The sequence below is a fragment of the Streptomyces sp. NPDC048420 genome (assembly GCF_040651535.1).
Classification (GTDB): Bacteria; Actinomycetota; Actinomycetes; order Streptomycetales; family Streptomycetaceae; genus Streptomyces.
In genome coordinates this window covers 27,337-39,210 of record NZ_JBEZKG010000047.1, presented here as the reverse complement: position 1 = coordinate 39,210, position 11,874 = coordinate 27,337, and the positions used below count along the sequence as shown (strand labels likewise).

Below are 11,874 nucleotides of genomic sequence, written 5' to 3'. Positions count from 1 at the left end.
ACCTGGGGCATCTACTCCGGCTACGAACTCGCCGAGAACACCCCGCTGCGCGCGGGCAGCGAGGAGTACCTCGACTCGGAGAAGTACCAGCTCAAAGCCCGCAACTGGGACACCGACGACAGCCTCGCCCCCCTCATCACCCGCCTCAACACGATCCGGCGCCGGCACCCCGCGCTCCAGCGCCTCAGGAACCTCCGCTTCCACGCGACCGACAACAACGCGGTCATCGCGTACAGCAAACGCAGCGGAGACGACACGGTTCTGGTGGTCGTGAACCTCGACCCGCACCACACCCAGGAGGCCACGGTCTCGTTGGACATGCCGCAACTCGGCCTGGAACGGCACGAGTCCCTGTCCGTGCACGACGAACTGACGGGTGAGACCCACCACTGGGGCAGCAGCAACTATGTGCGCCTGGAGCCCGGCCGGGCACCCGCGCACGTGTTCCAGGTGCGGAGGTCCGCGCCCCAGATCGGAGGGTCCACAGCGTGACTGTCAACGAGCCCGTCCACGACACCTTCGAGGACACCCCGGCGAAGGACCGGGACCCTGACTGGTTCAAACGAGCGGTCTTCTACGAGGTGCTGGTCCGTTCCTTCCAGGACAGCAACGGCGACGGCGTCGGCGACCTCAAGGGCATCACCGCCAAACTGGACTACCTCCAGTGGCTCGGTGTCGACTGCCTGTGGCTGCCGCCGTTCTTCAAGTCACCGCTCAGGGACGGCGGTTACGACGTCTCCGACTACACCGCCGTCCTCCCGGAGTTCGGTGACCTCGCCGACTTCGTGGCGTTCGTCGACGCCGCCCACCAGCGCGGCATGCGGGTCATCATCGACTTCGTCATGAACCACACCAGCGACCAGCACCCGTGGTTCCAGGAGTCCCGCGCCAACCCCGACGGCCCCTACGGCGACTACTACATGTGGGCCGACGACGACAAGCAGTACGACGAGGCCCGGATCATCTTCGTCGACACCGAGGTCTCCAACTGGACCCACGACCCGGTCCGCGGCCAGTACTACTTCCACCGCTTCTTCTCCCACCAGCCGGACCTCAACTACGAGAACCCGGCGCTCCAGGAGGAGATCCTGGCCGCCCTGCGCTTCTGGCTGGACCTGGGCATCGACGGCTTCCGCCTCGACGCCGTGCCCTACCTCTACGCGGCGGAGGGCACCAACTGCGAGAACCTGCCCGCCACCCACCAGTTCCTGAAGCGGGTGCGCCGCGAGATCGACGCCATGTATCCGGACACGGTACTGCTGGCGGAGGCGAACCAGTGGCCGGAAGACGTCGTCGACTACTTCGGCGACTACGAGTCCGGCGGCGACGAGTGCCACATGGCGTTCCACTTCCCGGTGATGCCCCGGATCTTCATGGCGGTGCGCAGGGAATCCAGGTATCCCGTCTCGGAAATCCTCGCGAAGACCCCGGCGATCCCCTCCAACTGCCAGTGGGGCATCTTCCTGCGCAACCACGACGAGCTCACCCTCGAAATGGTCACCGACGAGGAACGCGACTACATGTGGGCCGAGTACGCGAAGGACCCGCGGATGCGCGCCAACATCGGCATCCGCCGCCGGCTCGCCCCCCTGCTCGACAACGACCGTGACACGATCGAGCTGTTCACCGCGCTGCTCCTGTCCCTCCCGGGCTCGCCGATCCTCTACTACGGCGACGAGATCGGCATGGGCGACAACATCTGGCTCGGCGACCGCGACGCCGTCCGCACCCCCATGCAGTGGACCCCCGACCGCAACGCGGGCTTCTCCACGGCCGATCCGGGCCGCCTCAACCTGCCGATCATCATGGACCCCGTCTACGGGCACCAGGTCACCAACGTCGAGGCCTCGATGGCCTCGCCGTCCTCGCTGCTGCACTGGACCCGTCGCATGATCGAGATCCGCAAGCAGAACCCGGCCTTCGGGCTCGGCACCTTCACCGAGCTCCAGTCGTCGAACCCCGCCGTGCTGGCCTTCCTGCGGGAGTACGAGGACGACCTGGTCCTGTGCGTGAACAACTTCTCCCGGTTCGCCCAGCCCACGGAACTGGACCTTCGTGAGTTCGACGGCCGGCACCCGGTCGAGCTGTTCGGCGGGGTGCGCTTCCCGGCCATCGGTGAGCTGCCGTATCTGCTGACCCTCGGCGGGCACGGCTTCTACTGGTTCCGGCTCTCCCGAGTCGCATCGCGCATCGGCCGACGCCGGTGAGCGTGCCGACGAAAGGACGCGTCACCATGCCGAAGACCGCATCCCTCAGCCCCGGGCCGGCGCTCGCGACCGATCTCATGGCCTCACTGGACGCACTGCTGCGCCAGTGGCTGCCCCGGCAGCGCTGGTTCGCGGGCAAGGACCGGCCGGTGAGCGAACTCGGTCTGCTGTCGATGACCGAGCTGTTCCCGGGCTGTCTGCATCTGCTGGTCCACACCGGTCACGGCGGGGTCCCCGCGCCGGGCGGCGCCACCCCCGCCGGTGACTGCTACCAGCTGCTCCTCGGCGTACGGAAGCACCTTTCCCCCCGTCTCGGCCGCGCCCTCGTCGGCCGTGCGGAACAGGGGCCGCTGGCCGGCCTCACGATCTACGACGCCCTGCACGATCCGCGCTCGGCGCAGCTGCTGTTGGAGCGGCTGCGGCGGCCCGGCACGGCGGGCCCCCTGCGCTTCGAGTGCGACCCGTCGGTGCCGGTACCCGCCGGACTCCCGCCGCGGCTGCTGGAGGCCGAGCAGTCCAACTCCTCGCTGGTGTACGGCGACGAGTTCATCCTGAAGGTCTTCCGCCGGATCCAGCCCGGGGTCAATCCGGACCTGGAGGTGCCGGTCGCGCTGGCCGGACAGGGCTGCCGCCGGGTACCCGCGCCGGTGGCCTGGTTCCGGACCGCGCATCCGCAGGAGGCCACGCTCGGCGTGCTCCAGCCGTATCTGCGCAACGCCTCCGACGGCTGGACGCTGGCCCTGCACGCGCTGGCCTCCGGTGACGACTTCACCGTGCAGGCCCACGAGCTGGGGCGGGCCATGGCCGAGGTGCACCTCGCACTGGCCGCCGCCTTCCCCGGCGACAAGGGGACCAACGACTCCCCCGGCGACAACGGCTGCACGGCCGCCGCGATGGCCGAGCGCCTGGACTCCGCCGCGCACAGCGTGCCCGCGCTACGGCCGTTCGTGTCCGGTCTGCGGAACGCGTTCGGCGCGCTGGCCACCTGCGACGCCGGGCCGCCCGCGCAGCGCGTGCACGGAGATCTGCACCTCGGACAGGTGTTGCGGGCGGGGCGCGAGTGGTTCGTCATCGACTTCGAGGGCGAGCCGTCCAAGCCACTGGCCGAGCGCCGCACCGCGCAGTCCCCGGTGCGGGACATAGCGGGCATGCTGCGCTCCTTCGACTACGCGGCCCGGCAGCGCCGGCCCTGGCGTCCCGAGTGGGCGCGCCGCTGCCGGGAGGCCTTCTGCGGGGGCTATGCCGCCCTCGCCGGATGGGATCCGCGCAAGAAACACGGTCTGCTGCGCGCGTACGAGACCGACCGGGCCGTCTACGAGGTGCTGTACGAGGCGCGGCACCGCCCCGACTGGCTGCCCGTACCGATGGCTGCGATCGAGCGCCTCGCCGTGAGAGGAGACTGAGCCGTGGCCCTGCGCGACACCTCACTGCCCGAGCCGTCCGGACCGGCCCGCTGCGATACGGCCCCGCCGCTCGAACCCGAGGACCGGGACCGGCTGCTGGCGGGCGCCCACCATGACCCGCACGCACTGCTCGGCGCCCATCCGGTCGCGGGCGGGGTCGTCTTCAGGGCGCTGCGCCCGTTCGCCCGCGGGGTGAGCGTCGTGGTGGACGGCGAGCACAGACAGCTGGCCTCGGAGGGCGACGGTCTCTTCTCCGGCCTGCTCCCGCTCGCCGGGATCCCCGCCTACATGCTGCTGGTGTCGTACGCGGACGGGGAGCAGGAGGTGCACGACCCGTACCGCTTCCTGCCCGCGCTCGGCGAGACCGACCTCCATCTGATCCGCGAGGGACGCCACGAGCAACTGTGGAAGGCGCTCGGTGCCGAGCCGATGACCCACCAGGACGTGACCGGCACCCGGTTCACGGTGTGGGCGCCGAACGCCCAAGGAGTCAGGGTCGCCGGGGAGTTCACCTTCTGGGACGGACAGGCGTTCCCGATGCGCTCGCTCGGCTCGTCCGGGGTGTGGGAGCTGTTCCTGCCGGGCATCGGCGAGGGCGCCCGCTACAAGTTCGAGATCACCTCCCGGTACGGTCACCGGTTCCTGAAGTCCGACCCGATGGCCCGGAGCACCGAGGTACCGCCCGCGACCGCGTCCGTGGTGACCGCCTCGCACCACGAGTGGGGCGACCAGGAGTGGATGGCCCGGCGTGGCGACGTCCCCGTGCACGAAGCGCCGTTCACGGTCTACGAGGTCCATCTCCCCACCTGGCGCAAGGGATTGACGTACCGTCAACTGGCCGATCAGCTCCCCACGTACGTGAAGGAGCTGGGCTTCACCCACGTCGAGCTGATGCCGGTCGCCGAGCACCCCTTCGGCGGTTCCTGGGGCTACCAGGTCACCGGCTTCTACGCCCCGACCTCCCGGCTCGGCACCCCCGACGACTTCAGGTACCTGATCGACGCCCTCCACCGGGCCGGCATCGGTGTGATCATGGACTGGGTGCCGGCCCACTTCCCCAAGGACGACTGGGCGTTGGCCCGCTTCGACGGGGACCCGCTGTACGAGCCGGGGGACTGGCGGAGGGCCGAGCACCCGGACTGGGGGACGTACGAGTTCGACTTCGGGCGTGTGGAGGTGCGCAACTTCCTGGTCGCCAACGCCGTGTACTGGTGCGAGGAGTTCCACATCGACGGGCTGCGCGTGGACGCGGTCGCCTCGATGCTCTACCTCGACTACTCGCGCGACTCCGGGCAGTGGAGCCCCAACGTCTTCGGGGGCCGGGAGGATCTCGACGCGGTCGCCTTCCTGCAGGAGATGAACGCGACCGTGTACCGGCGGGCGCCGGGTGTCATCACGATCGCGGAGGAGTCCACGGCCTGGGACGGCGTGACCCGGCCCACGGACAGCGGGGGGCTCGGTTTCGGCCTGAAGTGGAACATGGGCTGGATGCACGACTCCCTCGGCTACATCAGCCATGAACCCGTGCACCGCAAGTACCACCACAACGAGATGACCTTCTCGATGGTGTACGCGTACAGCGAGAACTACGTCCTGCCGATCTCCCACGACGAGGTCGTCCACGGCAAGCAGGCGCTGGTGTCCAAGATGCCGGGCGACTGGTGGCAGCAGCGGGCCAACCATCGTGCGTACCTCGGCTTCATGTGGGCCCACCCCGGCAAGCAACTGCTCTTCATGGGCCAGGAGTTCGCCCAGGGCGCCGAGTGGTCCGAGGCGCACGGCCCGGACTGGTGGCTCCTCGACCCGGCGTACGGCGCCGAGGCCGATCACCGGGGCGTCCGCGACCTCGTGTGCGACCTGAACACCGTCTACCGGGCGACTCCCGCCCTGTGGCAGCGCGACACCGACCCGGGCGGCTTCCGGTGGGTGGCCGGGGACGCGGCCGAGGACAACGTCTTCGCCTTCCTGAGGTTCGACGCGGAAGGCGGCCCGCTGCTCGCGGTCTCCAACCTCTCCCCCGTCGTCCGGCACGACTACCGGCTCGCCGTCCCCGACGACATCCCCGCCTGGCAGGAGGTCCTCAACACGGACGCGGGCCGCTACGGCGGCAGCGACCTCGTCACGCCCGATCCGGTCAAGCCGCAGGACGGTGCCGTACGGCTCACCCTGCCGCCACTGGCCACCGTGTGGCTGACGCCCGTGTGATCAGGCGTCCCCTGGGCAGTCGGGGCGTACGAACAACACCGTCGTCTCCGCAGAAGGGCGGCTCACGTGCGCACCGTCGGAGTGGAGGAGGAACTCCTCCTGGTCGACCCGGAGAGCGGGGAACCGCAGGCGTTGTCCGCCGCGGTACTCGCCAGGGCCGCGCAGGACGAAGCGGACCAGGACGTCTTCGAGAAGGAACTGCACAACCAGATGCTGGAGTTCGCCACCCACCCGCAGTCGGGCATGGACGAGCTCCGCGCGGAGATCGTGCGTTGCCGCAAGGAGGCCGCCCGGCACGCCGAGGGGAGCGGCTGCACGGTCGCCGCCCTGGCCACCTCACCGCTGCCCGTCAGCCCCTCCGTCGGGATCGGGCGCCGGTACCAGTGGATGGCTGAGCAGTACGGCATCGCCACCCGCGAGCAGCTCGTCATGGGCTGTCATGTCCATGTGTCCGTGGAGTCCGACGAGGAGGCCGTCGCCGTCGTCGACCGGATGCAGCCCTGGCTGACCGTGCTGGCCGCGCTGAGCGCCAACTCGCCGTTCTGGCAGGGCAAGGACACCGGCTACAGCAGCTATCGCAGCCGGGTGTGGCAGCGCTGGCCCTCGGCGGGGCCGACCGAGCCGTTCCGTTCGGCGGAGCGCTATCACCGGCGGGTCGCGGACATGGTGGCGACCGGTGTCATCCTGGACGAGGGGATGATCTACTTCGACGCCCGGTTGTCCCGGAACTACCCGACGGTGGAGATCCGGGTCGCCGACGTCTGTCTGCACGCGGACACCGCCGTACTCCTGGCGGCCCTCGCCCGCGGTCTGGTGGAGACGGCCGCGCGCGAGTGGCGGGCGGACCGGGAGCCGGCGACGCACAGTGTGAGCCTGCTGCGGCTGGCGGCCTGGCGGGCCGCGCGGTCCGGTCTGTCGGAGGAACTGCTCCACCCGGCGACGATGCACCGCGTGCCCGCCGAGACCGTGGTCCGGGCCCTGCTGGAGCACGTCGAGGACGCCCTCGCCGACACCGGTGACCTGGACCGGGCCCGCGAGTCCTGTGCCGAACTGCTGCGGCACGGCAACGGTGCCCGCGTGCAGCGCGAACTGTTGGAGCGCACCGGGAGCCTGCGGGACGTGGTCACCGAGTGCGTGCGGCTGACCCAGACGTAGCCGTCACAGGGCCAGGACGATCGCGTACACCAGGAAGAACGCGGCGACGAGGACGACCAGGAGGAGGATCAGGGCCAGCGGGCCCTTGGCCCACCCCTTGGTCGGGTTGTGCGTCTCCCGGGGGCCGGCCTCGGGCAGGCTGCTCTCGGCGGGCGGGGTCTCGCCCGGGGGTACGCCGCCGCCCGGTTCCAGTCCGGTGGTGCGCTCGGGTTCGGGATCAGGGTTCGTGCAACTCATGGGGTCCGAGTCCCCCGATCTCGACGAGATCACGGCTGACCGCTTACTTCCGTATTCCAGGTACCCCTTGCTGTCACCTGGGCTAGATTCGAGCACCGCAGATGACCGAAACCGCCGACCCGGTCACAGCCCGTACACATCAGGAGCAGCGCATGCGCGACTTCGCCCTCGCTCCCCGGACCATCTCGCGCTCCAGCGGTGGCCTGGCCGACAGCGTCTTCGAGAGGGCGGAGCAGGACCCCACCCTGCCGGTGCTGGCCCGCAGACCCGAGGGTTCCTCGGGCGGCTGGCAGGAGGTCACCGCCGTGGAGCTGCGGGACGAGGTCATGGACCTCGCGAAGGGCCTTGTCGCGTCCGGGATCTCGCCCGGCCACCGCGTGGCGATCATGGCGCGCACCCGGTACGAGTGGACGGTGCTCAGCTACGCGCTGTGGGCGGTCGGCGCCGAGGTCGTGCCGATCTATCCGACGGCCTCGCGCGACCAGGTCGAGTGGATCCTGCGGGACGCCGGCTGTGTGGCCGTGGTGGTGGAGGACGAACCGGCGGTCATGACGGTCGGCTCGGTCTGCGCCTCGCTGCCCAGGCTGCGTCACGTCTGGCAGCTGGACGCGGGCGCGCTGGAGGAGCTGACCGAGCGGGGTGAGCCGATACCGCTGGCGACGGTCGAGTCGTTGCGCCGGATCGTGCTGCCGGACTCCACGGCGGTCGTCGCCTACACGTCCGGCACCACGGGGCATCCGATGGGCTGCGCGCTCAGTCACCGCGGCCTCGCGAGCCCCGTCGACACGCTGATCGAGGGGTGGCGCCGGATCACGGCACCGCAGGGACAGCAGGCGTCCGTCCTCGCCTTCCTGCCCTTCTCGCATGTGTACGGCCTCATGATCCAGGGCGTGTGCATCCGGGGCGGTCTGCTCATGGCCCACGAGCCCGACCTGAGCGAGGAGGCGCTGGCGGCGTCCCTGCAGTCCTTCCGGCCCACCTACTTGTACGCGGTCCCCTCGGTCTTCGAGAAGATCTACAAGAACTTCCTGCGCGCCTCCCAGCAGTCGGGCCGCGGCGCCCTGTTCGAGCGGGCCGCCGACACGGCACGGGACTTCGCCCTGGCCTGCGAGCGGCAGCGGCTGGGCGAGGGCCCCGGCCCCGGTTTCGACCTGCGGCTCCAACACGCCCTGTACGAGCGGACGGTGTACCGCAGGCTGCGGGCCGCGCTGGGCGGCCGGGCCCGCCGGGCCACCTCGGGCGGCTCGACCCTCAACCGTGAACTGTCCTTGTTCTACGAGGGCATCGGCGTCTACGTCCACGACGGGTACGGCCTGACCGAGACCTGCGGCGGGATCACCATGCAGCCGCTGGGCCGGGAGAGGTCGGGGACCGTGGGACAGCCGCTGCCGGGGGTGGACCTGAGGGTGGCGGACGACGGGGAGATCCTGGTGCGCGGGCCGTCGGTCTTCCAGGGATACGTCAACGACGAGGCCGCGACCCGGGCCGCGCTGTACGGCGGCTGGCTGGCCACCGGGGACCTCGGGCGGCTGGACGCCGACGGCTATCTGACGATCACCGGCCGCAAGAAGGACATCATCGTCACCGCGAGCGGCAAGAGCGTGGCCCCGGCCGCCCTGGAGCAACGGCTGAGGATGCACCCGCTCGTCCACCAGGCGGTGGTGGTGGGTGACAACCGGCCCTGTGTGGGCGCCCTGCTCACTCTGGACCCGGTGTTCCTGGCCCACTGGCGCGGCACCCAGCAGGACCCCTCGGTGCGGGAGGCCCGGGAGGAGAACGCGCTGCGGGAGGAGATCGCGCGGGCGGTGGCCGCCGCCAACAGCGCTGTCTCACGCTCGGAGTCGATCAGGGTGTTCCGGGTGCTGCCGGAGCCGTTCGACCTGGCCAACGGGCTGCTGACGCCGTCGATGAAGCTGCGCCGGGACGAGATCGTGCGCCGGTACGCGCTGGAGATCGACGCGATGTACCAGGCCCGCTCGCCCGGCTCCCGGCGTACGCCGACAGAGGACTTGCTGAGCTGGGACGACTCGGACAACGTGTTCCGGTGACGGTCGCACCCGAGGCGCCCGGACACGATTGGGCCGCGTCCCTTCGGGAACACAGCACAATGGCGATGCCACTGATAAGGACAAGAGCCACGCCGACGGCACGGGGGTGACTGCGGCATGGCAACCGAGCCGCGTTGGGACGAGACACTGACTTCCGAGGCGATCCCTAGTCGCACCACCCGTTTCGCGGGAGAACCGCACTGCGTGACGGGTGCACGGCTCGCTGCGGAGGAATTCCTCTCCGACCTCTCCGAGAGCGCCCCGCCCGCGAGCCCCGAGCACTGGGACGACATCCTGCTGGTCGTCACGGAACTCGCCGCCAACGCCGTCCAGTACGCCCCCGGCCCCTTCGCGCTGCGCATGCGCCGGACCTTCGACGGCGTACACGTCACGGTGCGCGACACCAACACCACCCCGCCCGCGCCCCGGTCCTTCGATCCCCGCACCGGTGGCGGTGGTGTCGGCTGGCATCTGATCCACGCGCTGTGCGACCAGGTCAGCGTGGTGACGGACGAGCGCGGCAAGGACGTGCACGTGTTCCTGCCGTGGTGACGTACCCCGGGCCCGGTCAGGCCGTTGCCGCGAGCCGCAGATAGTAGGTACCGACCGCCGTGAGGTAGTCGCGGTCCCTGGTCTCGCTGTCGGTCCGGAAGCGGGGGGCGGCCTTCACCTCCGCCCCGGTGCAGGCCAGCGTGATCTTGCGGTCGTGGGTGTCGATGCCGGTGACGACGCCCACCGGCACCAGGACGCTGCGGCCGAAGACCCACACGCCCGTGTCGACGACGAGGTGCGCCAACCCGTGCGGGGCGGCCTGCCGGTCCACATGTCCGATCGTCCCGTCGCTGGCGACGACGCCGAAGCCCGTCAGGTCCTGTCCCTCGACATGACCGCTGTCCGGCGGGTACGACCAGATTCTGTCGGTGGTCACGCTGCTCCCTCCGTCCTGAGCACTGCCCGGGCCCGATGGTCCGCTGCGATCGGGCCCACAGCACCAAATACCCGTCTGTCGCACGCGCATTCGGCGACCGGCACCCTCACAAGCGGTGTTCACGGGTCCGGTCCGCTCACCTCCTTCACCTTTCTCCCGGTGCGTTTTCAGGCCAGGACGGGCATGGTGGTCCTCGAACGCATTCGTCGCGCCCGCACGGGCAGACGAAGGGCGTTCGAGGCAGACCGCCTGGAGCCGCAGAAAGGGATGAACACCGTGACACGACCCAGGATCCTGGTGGTCGGCGCCGGCTTCGCCGGTGTCGAGTGCGTTCGCCGGCTGGAGCGCAAACTCTCCCCGGACGAAGCCGACGTCACCCTGGTGACGCCGTTCGCCTACCAGCTCTATCTCCCGCTGCTGCCCCAGGTCGCCTCCGGCGTCCTGACACCCCAGTCGATCGCCGTGTCGCTGCGCCGCAGCAAGAAGTACCGCACCCGGATCATCCCGGGCGGTGCGATCGGCGTGGACCTCAAGTCCAAGGTGTGCGTGGTCCGCACCATCACGGACGAGATCGTCAACGTGTCGTACGACTACATCGTGCTGGCTCCCGGCAGCGTCACCCGCACCTTCGACATCCCGGGCCTCACGGACCACGCGTTCGGGATGAAGAGCCTCGCTGAGGCCGCCTACGTCCGCGACCACGTCATCTCGCAACTGGACCTGGCCGACGCCAGCCAGGACGAGGCCGAGCGCGCCGCGCGGCTGCAGTTCGTGGTGGTGGGCGGCGGATACGCGGGCACGGAGACGGCCGCCTGCCTCCAGAAGCTGACCCACGCAGCCGTCAAGCGCTATCCGCGCATCGACCCGGCGCTCATCAAGTGGCATCTGATCGACATCGCGCCGAAGCTGATGCCCGAACTCGGGGACAAGCTGGGCAGCAGCGCCCAGGAGGTGCTGCGCAAACGCGGAATCGACATCTCTCTCGGCGTCTCCATCGCGAAGGCGGGCCCGGAGGAGGTCACCTTCACCGACGGACGGGTCATCCCCACCCGCACCCTGATCTGGACCGCCGGTGTGGTGGCGAGCCCGCTCATCGCCACGCTCGGCGCGGAGACGGTCCGGGGCCGGCTCGCGGTCGCCGCGGAGATGAACCTCCCCGGCCACGACGGGGTGTTCGCGCTCGGCGACGCGGCCGCGGTGCCCGACAAGGCCAAGGAGCAGGAGGACGCGGTGTGCCCGCCGACCGCGCAGCACGCGATGCGGCAGGGCAGGCACGTCGCCGACAACGTCATCGCCACCCTGCGCGGCCAGGCCCTGACGCCGTACGTCCACAAGGACCTCGGTCTCGTGGTCGACCTGGGCGGCAAGGACGCGGTGTCCAAGCCGCTCGGCATCGAACTGCGGGGCCTGCCCGCCCAGGCCGTCGCCCGCGGCTACCACTGGTCGGCGCTGCGCACCAACGTCGCCAAGACACGGGTGATGACCAACTGGCTGCTCAACGCGGTCGCGGGCGACGATTTCGTGCGCACCGGCTTCCAGGCCCGCAAGCCCGCCAAGTTGAAGGACTTCGAGTACACCGACGCGTATCTGACGCCGGAACAGGTCAAGGCGCACGTCGACGGGACGCAGCGGCTGGACGAGTAGGTCGTGATCCTGCTCCGCCGTGCCATGCTGGAAACGGATCATGACAT

At 70.1% G+C, this 11,874-nt stretch carries 10 protein-coding genes; 8 read left to right on the top strand and 2 right to left on the bottom strand.

Features of this window, described 5'->3' with window-relative positions:
* From AB0D34_RS44870 to AB0D34_RS44850, 5 genes are all read left to right on the top strand, one after another.
* On the top strand, window positions 1–492 hold a 492-nt coding region (locus AB0D34_RS44870), incomplete at its 5' end, for an alpha-glucosidase C-terminal domain-containing protein (RefSeq protein ID WP_362673436.1).
* On the top strand, window positions 489–2,207 hold the full coding sequence (gene treS, locus AB0D34_RS44865; RefSeq protein WP_362673434.1) for a maltose alpha-D-glucosyltransferase: 1,719 nt from the start codon (window positions 489–491) through the stop codon (window positions 2,205–2,207). The genes AB0D34_RS44870 and treS, both read left to right, overlap by 4 nt.
* Before the next feature lie 26 nt (window positions 2,208–2,233).
* Window positions 2,234–3,610: a maltokinase gene (locus AB0D34_RS44860; RefSeq protein ID WP_362673432.1), complete on the top strand. Its 1,377-nt coding sequence runs from the start codon at window positions 2,234–2,236 to the stop codon at window positions 3,608–3,610.
* A gap of 3 nt (window positions 3,611–3,613) precedes the next feature.
* On the top strand, window positions 3,614–5,815 hold the full coding sequence (glgB, locus tag AB0D34_RS44855) for a 1,4-alpha-glucan branching enzyme (RefSeq protein WP_362673429.1): 2,202 nt from the start codon (window positions 3,614–3,616) through the stop codon (window positions 5,813–5,815).
* Between the two features lie 66 nt (window positions 5,816–5,881).
* Window positions 5,882–6,970: a glutamate--cysteine ligase gene (locus tag AB0D34_RS44850; RefSeq protein ID WP_362673427.1), complete on the top strand. Its 1,089-nt coding sequence runs from the start codon at window positions 5,882–5,884 to the stop codon at window positions 6,968–6,970.
* Window positions 6,971–6,973: 3 nt separating this feature from the next.
* Here the strand turns inward: AB0D34_RS44850 and AB0D34_RS44845 are convergent, their stop codons facing one another.
* Window positions 6,974–7,207 (bottom strand): DUF6480 family protein, encoded by a 234-nt coding sequence (locus AB0D34_RS44845; protein WP_362673424.1) that lies wholly within the window; start codon window positions 7,205–7,207, stop codon window positions 6,974–6,976.
* Between the two features lie 152 nt (window positions 7,208–7,359).
* On the opposite strand from AB0D34_RS44845, the gene AB0D34_RS44840 reads away from it, so the two are divergent.
* Window positions 7,360–9,255 carry an AMP-dependent synthetase/ligase gene (locus AB0D34_RS44840; protein ID WP_362673422.1) on the top strand — a complete coding sequence of 632 codons (1,896 nt, stop codon included), beginning with the start codon at window positions 7,360–7,362 and terminating at the stop codon, window positions 9,253–9,255.
* A 117-nt stretch (window positions 9,256–9,372) separates the two neighbouring features.
* A complete protein-coding gene (locus AB0D34_RS44835; protein ID WP_362673420.1) occupies window positions 9,373–9,807 on the top strand; it encodes an ATP-binding protein in 435 nt (144 codons plus the stop codon).
* Window positions 9,808–9,823: 16 nt separating this feature from the next.
* On the opposite strand, the gene AB0D34_RS44830 is transcribed toward AB0D34_RS44835, so the two are convergent.
* Complete coding sequence (locus AB0D34_RS44830; protein WP_362673418.1) at window positions 9,824–10,183, bottom strand: PRC-barrel domain containing protein; 360 nt, start codon at window positions 10,181–10,183, stop codon at window positions 9,824–9,826.
* A gap of 267 nt (window positions 10,184–10,450) precedes the next feature.
* Between AB0D34_RS44830 and AB0D34_RS44825 the strand changes: the two genes are divergently transcribed.
* Window positions 10,451–11,827: an NAD(P)/FAD-dependent oxidoreductase gene (locus AB0D34_RS44825; protein ID WP_362673415.1), complete on the top strand. Its 1,377-nt coding sequence runs from the start codon at window positions 10,451–10,453 to the stop codon at window positions 11,825–11,827.
* The last annotated feature ends 47 nt before the right edge of the window (window positions 11,828–11,874 follow it).

Coding starts and splice junctions, on each gene's coding strand:
- AB0D34_RS44840 (WP_362673422.1), top strand. CDS start 7,360: ATGCGCGACTTCGCCCTCGCTCCCCGGACCATCTCGCGCTCCAGCGGT.
- AB0D34_RS44860 (WP_362673432.1), top strand. CDS start 2,234: ATGCCGAAGACCGCATCCCTCAGCCCCGGGCCGGCGCTCGCGACCGAT.
- AB0D34_RS44835 (WP_362673420.1), top strand. CDS start 9,373: ATGGCAACCGAGCCGCGTTGGGACGAGACACTGACTTCCGAGGCGATC.
- AB0D34_RS44825 (WP_362673415.1), top strand. CDS start 10,451: ATGAACACCGTGACACGACCCAGGATCCTGGTGGTCGGCGCCGGCTTC.
- AB0D34_RS44845 (WP_362673424.1), bottom strand. CDS start 7,207: ATGAGTTGCACGAACCCTGATCCCGAACCCGAGCGCACCACCGGACTG.